13 protein-coding genes are annotated in these 13,767 nt (G+C 45.0%); 10 read left to right on the top strand and 3 right to left on the bottom strand.

The window, feature by feature from the left end:
• Positions 1–51 precede the first annotated feature (51 nt).
• Complete coding sequence (gene corA / locus B0182_RS08905; protein ID WP_078274589.1) at positions 52–1,272, bottom strand: magnesium/cobalt transporter CorA; 1,221 nt, start codon at positions 1,270–1,272, stop codon at positions 52–54.
• A gap of 169 nt (positions 1,273–1,441) precedes the next feature.
• On the opposite strand from corA, the gene B0182_RS08910 reads away from it, so the two are divergent.
• The 8 genes from B0182_RS08910 to pyrF all read left to right on the top strand — a co-directional run bounded on the left by B0182_RS08910 (position 1,442) and on the right by pyrF (position 8,385).
• Positions 1,442–2,401, top strand: a complete 960-nt coding sequence (locus tag B0182_RS08910) for an RDD family protein (protein ID WP_078274590.1) — start codon at positions 1,442–1,444, stop codon at positions 2,399–2,401.
• A 140-nt stretch (positions 2,402–2,541) separates the two neighbouring features.
• Positions 2,542–3,258, top strand: a complete 717-nt coding sequence (gene ung, locus B0182_RS08915) for a uracil-DNA glycosylase (protein WP_078274591.1) — start codon at positions 2,542–2,544, stop codon at positions 3,256–3,258.
• Positions 3,240–3,827: a tRNA adenosine(34) deaminase TadA gene (gene tadA, locus B0182_RS08920; RefSeq protein ID WP_420832147.1), complete on the top strand. Its 588-nt coding sequence runs from the start codon at positions 3,240–3,242 to the stop codon at positions 3,825–3,827. Before ung ends, tadA begins: the two co-directional genes overlap by 19 nt.
• 357 nt (positions 3,828–4,184) lie before the next feature.
• Positions 4,185–4,889 carry a (d)CMP kinase gene (gene cmk, locus B0182_RS08925; RefSeq protein WP_078274592.1) on the top strand — a complete coding sequence of 235 codons (705 nt, stop codon included), beginning with the start codon at positions 4,185–4,187 and terminating at the stop codon, positions 4,887–4,889.
• A 157-nt stretch (positions 4,890–5,046) separates the two neighbouring features.
• Complete coding sequence (rpsA, locus tag B0182_RS08930; protein WP_143821700.1) at positions 5,047–6,720, top strand: 30S ribosomal protein S1; 1,674 nt, start codon at positions 5,047–5,049, stop codon at positions 6,718–6,720.
• A gap of 184 nt (positions 6,721–6,904) precedes the next feature.
• On the top strand, positions 6,905–7,243 hold the full coding sequence (locus tag B0182_RS08935) for an integration host factor subunit beta (RefSeq protein WP_078274594.1): 339 nt from the start codon (positions 6,905–6,907) through the stop codon (positions 7,241–7,243).
• A gap of 8 nt (positions 7,244–7,251) precedes the next feature.
• A complete protein-coding gene (locus tag B0182_RS08940) occupies positions 7,252–7,650 on the top strand; it encodes a lipopolysaccharide assembly protein LapA domain-containing protein (protein WP_078274595.1) in 399 nt (132 codons plus the stop codon).
• Between the two features lie 24 nt (positions 7,651–7,674).
• Positions 7,675–8,385 (top strand): orotidine-5'-phosphate decarboxylase, encoded by a 711-nt coding sequence (gene pyrF / locus B0182_RS08945; protein WP_078274596.1) that lies wholly within the window; start codon positions 7,675–7,677, stop codon positions 8,383–8,385.
• Positions 8,386–8,627: 242 nt separating this feature from the next.
• On the opposite strand, the gene nagZ is transcribed toward pyrF, so the two are convergent.
• Positions 8,628–9,692 carry a beta-N-acetylhexosaminidase gene (nagZ, locus tag B0182_RS08950; RefSeq protein WP_078274597.1) on the bottom strand — a complete coding sequence of 355 codons (1,065 nt, stop codon included), beginning with the start codon at positions 9,690–9,692 and terminating at the stop codon, positions 8,628–8,630.
• A gap of 155 nt (positions 9,693–9,847) precedes the next feature.
• On the opposite strand from nagZ, the gene B0182_RS08955 reads away from it, so the two are divergent.
• A complete protein-coding gene (locus B0182_RS08955; protein WP_078274607.1) occupies positions 9,848–12,040 on the top strand; it encodes a carboxy terminal-processing peptidase in 2,193 nt (730 codons plus the stop codon).
• Positions 12,041–12,221: 181 nt separating this feature from the next.
• Positions 12,222–12,653: a nucleoside-diphosphate kinase gene (gene ndk / locus B0182_RS08960; protein WP_078274598.1), complete on the top strand. Its 432-nt coding sequence runs from the start codon at positions 12,222–12,224 to the stop codon at positions 12,651–12,653.
• Between the two features lie 73 nt (positions 12,654–12,726).
• Here ndk and purU read toward each other — a convergent pair whose 3' ends face one another.
• Positions 12,727–13,584: a formyltetrahydrofolate deformylase gene (purU, locus tag B0182_RS08965; protein WP_078274599.1), complete on the bottom strand. Its 858-nt coding sequence runs from the start codon at positions 13,582–13,584 to the stop codon at positions 12,727–12,729.
• Positions 13,585–13,767: the final 183 nt, after the last annotated feature.

Genomic DNA, 13,767 nt, shown 5'->3' on the forward strand with positions numbered 1-13,767 from the left:
CAATTTCAATTTTCCAATTTCAATTTTCAAAGCGGTAAATAATTATCATTATTATAACCAACCTGCCTTTCTAAATTTATGATAGAGATATAGGCAGACTGCCAAGACCGTGCCGATGACCATAAAATAGCCGTATTTCCAATGAAGTTCGGGCATGAAATCAAAGTTCATGCCGTACACCCCCGCCACGGCAGTCGGCACGGCGGCGATACCTGCCCAAGCGGCGAGTTTTCGTACCACGTCGTTCTGTCCCATGGTGACCATTGCCATGTAGGTGTCCATGGCGACTGAGAGCATCTCGTTAAGACCGTTCACCGCATCAATGGAGCGGAGCAGGTGGTCGTTCACGTCACGAAAGTAGGGCTTGGCAGCGGCAGGAAAGGCGGAGACCAGCTCGTTTTTTTTGTGATTGATAAAAAAGTTACACACGTCTTGGACGGGCAGAATCACCGCACGCATGTGTACCAGTTGTGATTTTAGCTCGTACAGGCTTTTTAGGGTAGATTTGCTAAACTCATACGAGAAAATGTTACGCTCTTGCTCACGCAAATAGTTGCCCAAACGGTCGGTAATCGGCAGGTAGTTATCGACAATAAAGTCCAAAATGGCGTGCAGAACAAAAATCGGGCCTAGGCGAAGTTTCTCGGGTCGTCTGTGGCAATGCTCACGCACGGGGGTGTAGGAGTTGGACGCCCCACGCCGTACGCTGATGATGAAGTTTTTGCCCATAAAAATGGCGGTCGTGCCATAGCGGATGTAGTTGTCTTCGAGCTTGGCGGTACGCACGACCACGAAAATGGTGTCGTTGCCATAGCTTTCGACTTTGGGGCGTTGGTGGTCGGCAAAGGCGTCTTCTAGGGCAAGTTCGTGTAAATCAAAGGCGTCTTGGACTTCCTTGACTGTCTCAAAACTGGGGTCGTGTAGCCCAAGCCAGATGAATTGGCTGTTGTTAGTCAGTTGGCGACTGACTTCATCGATGGCGAGTGTAGCAACAGGCTCACCCGTCTTACGAGAGTAGGCGTAGCAGACGACAGTTTCGTTATCGCCCGAGTTCTCTTCTAGGTCTTCAAAACGGTCGGCATCGGGGTCATAGACCGTCATGGTCTCGATGGTGTCTTCATCGGTGGCGTCAGCGTCGCCATAGATGTAGCTGTCTTCTTCGTCGTGGAGATTTAGGTCGTCATCAGGCTCGCTGGGCAAATCGGCAGGCTCAAACAGCTCTTCTTGTAGGGGTGTGGTGGGTGTTTTTGTTGTGGGCGTGGTGTGTGGCATGCCGTCCCCTAAAAATCAAAATGAATAAGCAAATGCGATATTATAGCAAGATTTGCTTTATTGTGGCAAAAATTTGTTGATCGGTATAAACAAAATTTCATGGTTTTTTGTGGCTAATGGGGGGCTAAAAGTGGTAAAATAAGCCAAATTTTAACCTTGATATGACAACATGAAAATCTACCTAGCACGAAACAACGTCCAAGCAGGGCCTTACAGCTTAGATGAACTAAACCGCATGCTCCTATCGGGCGAAGTTGCCCTAACTGACTTGATGTGGCACACAGGCATGAGCGAGTGGCAGACGGTCGGGCAGATGACAGGTGGGGTCTATACTTATCAGCCGTCTGTGCAAACACCGCCCAGCCCAAAACCCCCCACTGCCAAGCCCGAACAGCGGGGCTTTGGTGATAATGTCGATTTTGTCAAAGACAAGCCTGAGCAAAAGCGGGTATCGGTTGCCGAACTCTATGGGCGTAAACCCATACAAGACCCCAACGCCAGTCAGAATAACGAACCAAAACGAACTGAGTCAAATACCCGTCCGACCAAAGAGCGGATGGCAAGCGTGCCAAAAGATGATGGTACGATAGAGTATGCCAGTATTTTGGCTCGCTTTTCGGCATTTGCCATTAATGTGGCACTGTATATCTTGGCACTGTTGCCACTCATCATGGCGTTCATGCAGGTGGTGGATGTCAATGAGATAGCACGCCACGCCCAAGATTATCAAGCTTTGCAAGCGTATAGCCAAAGTTTGGTGGATAAAGTGTCAAAGACTACGGTCATGATAAGTAATCTTATGTTTTTGGCGTTGCTTGGTATTCAGCTACTGCTCATCATCATGCGTGGGCAATCGTTTGGCAAACTGGTCATGGGTATTCGTGTCGTGGACGAAAAAACAGGCAAATTACCCAGTTTTGGCACGCTTGTGTTTATGCGGACTTTGTTTTTGATTGTGGTGTATGCAATTGGGGCGAGTATCATTTCAGGACTACCTGCAATGATAATGCTTGGGGCGAATTATATTATGGCAAAAGGCAATGATAAAAAACAAGGCTGGCATGATAAAATGACTAAGACATTAACGGTAAAAGCCAAACCTTCACAATTGGATAAAACCAAAAAATAATTCTTGATATTTTATTAAAGTGTAAGGTCGAATCACATTCGCCCTTAATTAAAAATTTAATCAAACCAATACAGGTTTTTAAATTTTATTTTCAAAAAATAAATTATCAATACCCATTTTTAATTTATCAACATAAAAATATGAATACCAATCTTACCCAAGACCAATTAACCGCCTTAAACAAAGTACAATTACCTGATGATTGGAAATTTGCTTTAGCGAATATATTATTATCGCCTGTTATGGATAATTTGCGCGCTTTTTTGCAAAATGAATATGACACCAAAACGATTTATCCGCCAAAATCACAAATTTTTAATGCTCTAAATACCACGCCCTTATCAGCGGTCAAGGTTGTGATACTCGGGCAAGACCCTTATCATGGGGCAGGGCAAGCCATGGGGCTGTCGTTTAGCGTGCCAAAAATCATTCCCAAACCGCCAAGTCTTGCCAATATTTTAAAGGAACTGGCGACTGATTTGGGCATTCCTGTCTCGGCTCATGGCGATTTGACCCATTGGGCAAATCAAGGCGTGCTACTGCTTAACGCCACATTGACGGTAGAAAATGGACAAGCAGGCTCGCACCAAGGCAAAGGCTGGGAAGAATTTACGGACACTGTGATAGACGTTATTAACCGCCAAACCGACCGCACGGTTTTTATTCTGTGGGGCAGTTATGCCAAGAAAAAAGGGCGGTTTATTGACACGTCTCGCCATTTGATTTTAACCGCCAATCATCCATCCCCTTTATCGGCGAACCGTGGCGGATTTTTTGGTTCTCGTCCGTTTTCGCAGACCAATGATTATCTCATAAGACATGGCAAAGGGGCGATTGATTGGGCGTTACCACAGTAATGGCGTATCGTGAAATTGTGCCTAAAATGGCGTGTGATTTGCCAAATTTTAGTTCCTTAACATTTTGGTTGCCTACCGATGTCGCCATGATGAACCACGCCCTAACCCTTGCCAGACGTGGGGCGGAGCGTGGCGAGATACCTGTGGGGGCGGTGGTGGTGCATGACGGACAGATTTTGGGCGAAGGCTTTAATTGCCCGATTAGCACGCACGACCCCACGCACCATGCCGAGATTGTCGCCTTGCGTCAAGCGTGTGAGCGGGTGCAAAATTACCGCTTGCCGATGGGTAGTACGCTGTATGTTACGTTAGAGCCGTGTACCATGTGTTTTGGTTCGCTCATTCATGCCCGTGTCAGCCGTGTGGTGTTTGGGGCGTATGAACCAAAGGCAGGGGCGGTGACAAGCCAATTAACCCTCGCCAAAGAGTCGTTTTATAATCATGTCATCAATATTCAAGGCGGACTGTTGGCAAATGAAAGTTCAATAATGTTGAGCCAATTTTTTAAACAAAGACGAGCCGATAAGAAAAAGGCGAAAATTGAAAATCGGTTAAATGGCGAGCATTGATTTTTAATTCTATTTTTATGAAATTTTAATTTATGAAAAACATAAAATTTTATAAATAATTTATTCGCCAAAGATGTGATTTTTAATCATAAATTTATTATGATATTTTAAAAAACTATTATTGGACTTCCTGCAAAACTGGTTTTCCGTTCGCCCTGAGCCTGTCGAAGGGTGGCGGAAAACCGTTAGGTTTCCCAAGCTCACCACGAACGGTTTTCTTTAATTTAGGGTTTTGCAGGAAGTTTATTTAACAAAAAATTTATTATAATTATGTTTTTATAGGGGCGAATTACATTCGCTCTATGATAAAACGCAATTAGCACCCAATTCCAATTTATTTTATAAAACGAGAACCCCATGACAACCCCAAAATCCATTACCCCAAAAATCATCACCATTGACGGCCCTTCAGGGGCAGGTAAGGGCACGGTAGCATATCGCCTTGCTGAGCATTTTGGTTTTGAGCTATTAGATAGCGGTGCGTTGTATCGCATTGTTGGACTAATGGCATTTAAAAACGGTTTGCTTAATAGCATAGAAATTGACGAGCAAAAAGTTGCCAAATTAATCCAGTCTTTACACCTATCTTTTCGCCCCAATACCGCCACAAAAACGGTGGAAATCCTAGTGGATAACACCCCCCTAACGGACGACATTCGCAACGAAATCGTGGGCGGATATGCGTCCCGTGTCGCTGTGTTGCCAAGCGTGCGAACAGCTTTGTTTGACCTACAAAAAAACATGGCAAAAGACAGAGCAGGACTTGTGGCGGACGGGCGAGACATGGGGACGGTGATTTTCCCCGATGCTCCTGTCAAGGTATTTTTGACCGCAAGTGCCAAGGCTCGTGCCGACAGACGAGTGCTACAACTACAAATGGCAGGCAAAGTGGCGGATTATGATGCGATTTTATCCGACATCATCGAGCGAGATGAGCGAGATGAAAACCGTGCCGTTGCCCCAAGTCGCCCTGCTGTGGATGCCCTCGTCATTGACAGCTCGGAAAAATCGGCAGATGCGGTGTTTGATGAGATTTTGACGTTTGCACAGGGCAAATTATAAATCATCAAAAAAGATGTGCATTTACCCAAAAACTTTGCTATAATATTACCGTTTTATTTTTTATTTGCCTATCATTTGCCAAAACCAGTATCGCAAACGACTGGCAATCATCTGAACCGTACTGACTGGACAGGCTACGGCTATTTTTAAGGTATACATAATGGTATCATTTGCTGAACTGTTTGAACAAAGCAATGCAAACGAAGTAAAAGTTGAAATTGGTGCAGTTATCCAAGGTCAAGTGGTTGCGATTGACAACGACTGGATTACCGTGGACACAGGTCTAAAATCAGAAGGCATCATCGAGCGTGGCGAGTTTTTAAACGAAGCGGGCGAGCTTGAAGTTGCTGTTGGTGACACTGTGGATGTGGTTATCGAAAAAGTTGATAACGGCATGGGTCAAACAGTGCTTTCTCGTGAAAAAGCAAAACGTGAAGAAAGCTGGCGTGCACTTGAACAACTTCATGAGAATGACGAAATTGTTACTGGTCTTATCTCATCTAAGGTTAAAGGTGGCTTTACTGTTGAGATTGGTTCTGTGCGTGCGTTCCTACCAGGTTCATTGGTGGATGTACGTCCTATCCGTGAGACCACTCACCTAGAAGGCAAAGAGCTAGAATTTAAAGTCATCAAGATTGACAAAGTTCGTAACAACATCGTGGTATCTCGCCGTGCCGTTATGGAAGCTGAAAATAGTGCTGAGCGTGATGAACTGCTTGCCAAACTAGAAGAAGGCATGGAAGTTCAAGGTATCGTTAAGAACTTAACTGATTACGGTGCGTTTGTTGACCTAGGTGGTATCGACGGTCTGCTACACATCACCGACATGGCGTGGAAGCGTATCAAGCACCCATCAGAAGCAGTAGAAGTGGGTCAAGAGCTTAAAGTTAAAGTATTGAAGTTCGACCGTGAGCGTAACCGTGTTAGCCTAGGTCTAAAACAGCTTGGGTCTGACCCATGGGGCGAAGTTGAACAAACTTACCCAGTTGGCACCATCACCAAAGCTCGTGTAACTAACTTAACTGATTATGGCTGTTTTGCTGAGATTGCCGAAGGTATTGAAGGTTTGGTACACGTTTCTGAAATGGACCACACCAACAAAAACATTCACCCATCAAAAGTTGTCCAAGTGGGCGATGAAGTGAATGTGATGGTTCTTGAAATCGATGGTGAGCGTCGTCGCATCAGCCTAGGTATTAAGCAAACCATGCCAAACCCATGGGAAGAGTTTGATAAGAAATACTCAAAAGGCGACAAAATCACTGGCACCATCAAATCAATCACTGACTTTGGTCTTTTCATTGGTCTAGAAGGTGGTATTGATGGTTTGGTTCACTTGTCTGACATTTCTTGGAATGAGTCTGGCGAAGAAGCGATCCGTAGCTACACCAAAGGCGACACCGTAGAAGCCCAAGTGCTACAAGTGGATGCCGAAGGTAACCGTATCAGCCTAGGTATCAAACAGCTTAACTCTGACACATTTAACGAGTACCTATCTGCCAATGAGCGTGGTGCCATCGTTAAAGGTACAGTTAAAGAAGTAGATGCTAAAGGTGCAGTTATTACCCTAGCGGATGACGTAGAAGGCTACCTGGCCGCTGCCGACATCACTCGTGAGCGTACCGAAGACGCATCAAAAGTGCTAAGCGTGGGCGACGAAGTAGAAGCTAAAATTGTTCGTGCCGACCGCAAAGCTCGAAGCATTACTTTGTCTATTAAAGCCAAAGACGAAGCCGATGAGCGTCAAGCACTAAAAGAGCTGTCAAATGCAGCCACTGAAAATCAGCCAAAAACTTTGGGCGACATCTTTGCCGACCAACTAAAAGGCTAATCGCTTATTTATCAGAAGACCTTGAAGTGATTCAAGGTCTTTTTTTGGATTAAATATCTGAAAATTAACAAAAAATTGATTTTATTTTTGGCAAAATTGCGGTATGATGACACTTTAACTTGAACCTTGCTCATTGGTAATTTTGTTGTGAATTTGAGTAAGGTGTGGTTCAAAAGGTGAAAAAATGCAAGAAATCAAGCAAGAGAACAAGTTTAGCCATAACAGCGAAGATGTGACGAAAAAGTCAGATTTGATTACAAACGTGGCATCTAAATGTGATAATTTAGAAGAGATGGCAGTTGATGAGGCAGTGCGTGAGATTTTGGACATGATGACGTACAGCATTGCCAAAGACGAGCGAGTAGAAGTTCGTGGCTTTGGCAGTTTTTGTTTGCATCATCGTGATGCCCGCAGAGCTCGCAACCCCAGAACGGGCGAGTATGTGGATGTCGAAGCCAAAGCCGTGCCACACTTTAAGCCAGGTAAGGCGTTGCGTGAGCTTGTAGATATTCATAACAGATAAGGTATCTTATGTCTTTATTTATCATTATTTTATTGGTGCTGTTTTTTGGCTATGCCATTGCCTTGGTACTTGCCAATAACAGCGAGATTGCGGTTAATCTGCTGTTCTCACAGGTGCCAACCACGAATTTGGGGTTATTGCTTGTCCTAACCATTGCTTTGGGTGTCTTCATTGGTATCTTGTTGTCGGTGCTACTATTTAGGGTGTTACAAAACAAATTGGAAATCCGCCGTTTGCGTAAAGAAAAGGCAGATTTGCAAACCAAATTGGATGAAGCTAATGTTGTGATTGAGCATTCTCGCCAGTCGCATATCTTGGCGGATGAAACCAAAGTTACCGTCCCTGAGCAGACCATCACGACCATAGAATCTGACACTCGCTCCCTGTCTGATACTCGTCCTTTATAATCATTACTTTTAAGACAAAGAACCATGCAAATAAATACACGCTCCCCAATCACATCTCCCATCATCGTTGCGGTGGACAAGCATGATTTACCATCAGCTTTGGCACTTGCGGACAGCTTAGATCCGAGTCTATGTCGTTTAAAGGTGGGTAAAGAGCTGTTTACTGCCTGTGGCAGAGAGGTGGTGGATGCGTTTCATAAGCGTGGATTTCAAGTTTTTTTGGATTTAAAATTCCATGACATTCCCAATACCACAGCTCAGGCGGTCTTGGCGGCGGCTGACATGGGTGTGTGGATGGTGAATGTGCATGCATCCATCGGCTCCGATGCGATGGCACTGTGTAAGGCACGCCTAAATGACGGTGGTTATGATACCCTGCTCATCGCAGTGACGGTACTAACATCAATGACACAAGATGTACTCGGTGAGCTGGGGGTGCAAGGCACGCTAGATGAGCATGTCATGCGACTGGCGGGTCTGACTCATCGTGCGGGGCTTGATGGGGTGGTCTGCTCTGCCAAAGAAGCGTCGCTTTTAAAATCTAAATTTAGGCAGGCGTTTAAACTCATTACCCCTGGTATTCGTCTGCCCGATGATGATAAGGACGACCAAAAACGCATTTGTACGCCCAAAGAAGCCTTGGATAATGGTTCGGATTATTTGGTGATTGGGCGTTCTATTACCCAAGCTGATGAGCCAAGACAGAAATTGGCTAAGATTTTACAGACGATTTAGGGCTGTTTATCAATATTTTAGCGTTGTTGGCACGTGCCTGCCTTTGGCATTTGCAATGAAAAATGAGAAAAATCGCCCATCTTTCATGCAAAAATTGATTGAAATTTTCAAGTTTCATCTTATTTTATAAGAATGTTATCAATGGTAAGCACGCCCCAATTAAAACAAACTATTTTCAATGCTCTCTTTGATGGTTAAACCTATATATTTTACCTTAGATGCTGTAATAACAGCAGTTTGTGTTAGATGTATTTCGTCGGGTCTCTCTCATCTTGTCTGCCAACATCATTAAAAAATTCCCCAAGCACATTATCTCTTGCGGTATTATAATGGGCGAATGCTTGACAAGTCGTAGTTAAGTCGCCTTGCCAAGTAGGTATCACGCTTTTCATCTTGCCAAAACGGTTTGGCACATCAGGCATACCTTTGGCAAATTCTACCGCAAGGACAGCATCATCACGGCTATTGCAAACGAGTGCCATGTCGCACCCTGCGTCTATGGCGGATTTGACCCGAGCGGTGACGTCCCCTGCTACATGGGCGGCTTTCATGGATAAATCGTCCGAGAACAGCACGCCATCATAACCCATTTTATCCCGTAAAATCTCCTGTAACCACACTTTTGAAAAACCTGCTGGTTTGTCATCAATTTGACTAAAAATGACATGGGCAGGCATAAGGGCGGACAGTTTGGCTAAGTTATTTTTAAAACTGATTAAATCACACCCCCAAATCTCATCAAGCGAGCGGTTATCCACCGCATCGGATACGTGCGAGTCAGGGGCGATAGAGCCATGACCAGGGAAGTGTTTGCCCGTGGCTTTCATGCCTGCATCATTCATGCCATCTATAAAGCGTGATGATAAGGCGGTAACGACTTGCGGGTCGGCATGAAAGGCACGGTCGCCAATGACAAGGCTACACCCATTGATGTCTAGTACAGGGGCAAAGCTAATGTCCACACCCACCGCCAACACTTCACACGCCATGAGATACCCTGTATCATAAGCAAGCGATAGAGCAAGCTCGGGGTTATCATCATAGATCTTCCCCAATCGCCCCATGGCAGGTAAGGGTGTAAAACCGTCTCTAAATCGTGCCACCCGTCCGCCTTCTTGGTCGGCACTGATGATAAGGCGTGGATTGACCGCTCGCATGCTGTCGGTCAAGGCTCGCACTTGGGCGGGGTCTTGTACATTGCGTTTAAATAAAATCACCCCACCCAAGGCATCATTTGCCAAAAACGTCTTATCGTCATCGGTGAGTGTCAAGCCGTCCACGTCCGCCATGATAATACCAGTTGCCATAAATTATCCCATAAGAATTTAAAAGGCTTATTATGCCATAAATTGTACAAATTTTACTAAAATTCATCATAAATTTAGGCGGATGAAAGAAAGATATGTTATGATAAGTCACTTTTAATTTGTCAGTTGTGACAACCGAGTTTGGAAGTACTATGATGTCAAAAAAACAACTTTTTTTATCAGGGGTAGCAACAGTCATCGCAGGCGGTTTGTTTGCCCAAAGTTATGTGGGCGTGGCGATGGCACAGGATAAAGTCGGTTTTGAGCCGACTGCCGAACAAAAAGTCACCGCCCGTCAAGTGTCGTTATTATTGGACAAAGCCCATTATCTAGACCAGCCCCTAAACCAGGAAATGGGGGCAAAAATCTTGACCATGTACTATGACCAGCTTGACCCATCACGCACGCTTTTTTTACAGTCGGACATCGATGAGTTAAATGCCAAATATGCCGATAATTTCGCCGAACGCCTAAAACGTGGCGACTTGTCGGCAGGGATTGAAGTGTTTGAGCGTTATCGCACACGCTCCAATGAGTATTATGATTTTGCCAAAGAGTTTTTAAAAACCGATGTCAATCTAAACACCGATAAAACCATCGTACTAGACCGTGAAGAAGCCCCACGTTTTAAGAGCGTTGATGAGCAGCGAGAGTTTTGGCAAACGCAGACCACCTATGCACTCATCGGACTGACTCTTGGTCAAGAAGATGACAAGGCAAAGGATAAGGCATTTTTGGATAATCCTGAGCTGGCTCGGGGACAGGATTTGGTGCGTGGCGATGAGCGTACGCCCACCGAGATTTTGTTAAACCGCCTAAATCGTCAGCAAGAACAGCTTGCCCGCCTAAAAAATGATGAAATCATGGAAACGATTTTAAATGCGGCGACCTTGACTTACGACCCACACAGCAACTATTTTGCTCCTGTCCAGGCCAATGAAATGCAAATCCAGTCAAATTTGCAATTAGAAGGCATTGGCGTATCCATTCGCCCTGACCGCAAGAACCCTGATTATATCCGTATTGTGAGCCTAGTGGACGGTGGTCCTGCCCAAAAAACAGGGCAAATCCAAGCCAATGACCTGATTTTGGGGGTTGCCCAAGATGGCGAGAGTATGGTGGATACGGTCGGATTTAGCACCCGTGAGATAGTGGCACTCATTCGGGGAGCAAAAGGTACGTCTGTTACCATTCGTGTCAAACAACCCAACACGCCCGACAGTTCGGCTCGTACGGTCACCATCGTGCGTGACGTCATCAAACAAGAAGATTCAGGCGTGCATCACCGTGTGATTGAAGTGCCTTATGATGGTGGCATCAAGCGTGTGGGCGTGTTAGAAATACCCAGTTTTTACCTTAACTTTGCCGCACGTCGTAGTGGGGCAGAGGCGGATGAGTACCGTTCTGTCAGCCTTGACACCGAAAAAGCCATCAAGGCGTTAAATGAGCAAAACATTGATGGCATGGTGGTGGATTTACGCAATAACCCTGGTGGTTCGTTAGATGAAGTTGCCAAAATGCTGGGGCTATTTATCAAAGAAGGTCCTTTGGTGCAAATCCGTGACAATAAAGGCAACGTGCAGGTATTTGCCGATAAAGACGGTGGCAAACAGCTCTATGCAGGCGAGATGGTGGTGCTTATCAATCTAGGCTCGGCATCTGCGTCAGAGATTTTCTCAGCGGCGATTCAAGACTATGGGCGTGGACTGGTGGTGGGCAGTACAACCACGGGCAAAGGCTCGGCACAGGTACAGCGTGATGATTTGGCACTTGGGTCAATGACGCTCACACAGCGTAAATTTTATCGTATCACAGGTGGTAGCACCCAAAACAAGGGCGTGGTGCCTGATGTGCCACTGGTGAACATCTATGAAGGGGTTGAGTTTGGTGAGCGTGAGTATAAAAACCCCTTGGAGTGGGATACCATCAAAACCACGCCATTCATGGCACATGGCAAATACGCCAAGGATTTGATGGTATCGCTCATTGCATCATCAAAGGCACGCCAAGAGAGCAATCCACAGTTTAAATATTTGACAGCACTCAATGACATTCGTGCCATGGATGATGACAAAAAGCCTGCCGATGTGGACATTGACAAACGCCGTGCCAAGCGTGACCTTATTGAGCAAAAAACCTTGGCTGCCGAAAACGCCCGTCGTCAAGCCACAGGCGAGACTCCATTTACCGACTGGTCAATGTATCAGGCGAGTATGGATGCCCTAGCCGAAGAGCGTAGTTTGATGAAAGAAAACGAACGCCCCCAACTGCCCGAGAGTGAAGCGTTTGTCATTGAAGCGGCGACCTTAATGTTTGAAGCCAAAGACAAAAAGACAGTGGTGGAATAGTATAAAGTAAAAGTGGGTAAAGAAAAATAAAGCATGGCGGGTTTGTCATGCTTTATTTTTTGCTAAAATTTATCGTTATCCCCTAGGATTTTTATCAAAACTTGGTTATAATAAAAAAGATTTTGACCGACAAAACGGCAAAATTATGAAATTATTCATCCATTTATTTTAAGGAAATATCATGGCTATTGAACGCACACTTTCTATCGTAAAACCAGACGCAGTGGGTGCCAACCACATCGGTGAGATTTTCTCTCGCTTTGAAAAAAATGGTCTAAAAATCATTGCCACCAAGATGAAACATCTATCAAAAGAAGAAGCCGAAGGTTTTTATGCTGAGCATAAAGAGCGTGGTTTTTTTCCTGACCTAGTGGCATTCATGACCTCAGGTCCTGTTGTTGTGTCTGTACTAGAAGGCGAAAATGCGGTACTTGCTCACCGTGACATCCTAGGTGCGACCAACCCAAAAGAAGCAGCAGCTGGCACCATCCGTGCTGACTTTGCTACCAGTATTGATGAGAACGCCGCTCACGGTTCTGACAGCACCACATCTGCTGAGCGTGAGATTGCTTATTTCTTTGCTGATAACGAAGTTTGCCCACGCACTCGTTAATCTTTGCCCAAAAATGCTAAGCAGGCAAAAACCGAGCCATGATAAATGGTTCGGTTTTTTGATGAAACAAAAATCAGTCAAAGACCACGGTTTTATTACCATCTAAGATAATACGGTCTTCTAAATGCCACCTGACCGCACGAGCCAGCACTTCACGTTCAATGTCTCGCCCAAGCTCTCGTAGCTCTGCCACATCAAAAGCATGACTGACACGCTCCACGCCTTGCTCGATGATAGGGCCTTCATCAAGCTCGCTTGTGACATAGTGAGCGGTTGCCCCGATGAGTTTGACCCCTTTATCAAAGGCTTGTTTGTAGGGATTGGCTCCCACAAAGGCAGGCAAAAATGAGTGATGAATGTTAATGACTTTGCTCTCCCACTTATCAACAAAACTTGGCGTAAGAATCTGCATATAACGAGCCAGTACCAGTAAATCATTGCCCTGCATGACTTCATCGATTTTATCGTAGGCTTCGTCTTTGTTGTCTTTACCGACGGGAATATGCACAAAAGGAATGCCAAAGCTCTCAACATCAGCACGCAAATCTTCGTGGTTGGAGACGACTTTGGTAATCTGACAAGGCAATGCCCCACGACTATAACGCCACAGTAATTCTAACAAGGCATGGTCTTCTTTGGACACCAAAATCCCCACTTTTTTGACATCAAAATTGCAAGACAATCGCCAGCTCATTTGGTATTTGTCAGCGACATTTTTGGCAAAGGTATCAAGCAGAGTTTGTTTTTTGTCTGCCAAATCTTCTACATGAAATTCTACTCGCATGAAGTATCTACCGCCATAGGCTTCGGTCGTGTGTTGGTCAAGCGAGATGATGTTTGCCCCGTGATGATATAAGAAGCCTGATACCGCTTGGACAATGCCTGCTTGGTCGGCACAAGTTACCAAAAGTCGTGCAATGTTTTGATTCATGGTCTTACTCTGTTTTCATTAAAAAAATGCTAATTTTACCACTATCTGAGTCCAATGGGGGAATTTTTTGACAAAAGATGTTGTTTTGGCTTTTAAAATGGGTGTGTTGATTTTTCTAAAAATAAAAAAGGATTTAAAAGCCGTTTAACCTTTAAATCCTTTGTTACACCCACCAAACCCCAA

Source organism: Moraxella bovis (assembly GCF_002014975.1).
GTDB lineage: Bacteria > Pseudomonadota > Gammaproteobacteria > Pseudomonadales > Moraxellaceae > Moraxella > Moraxella bovis.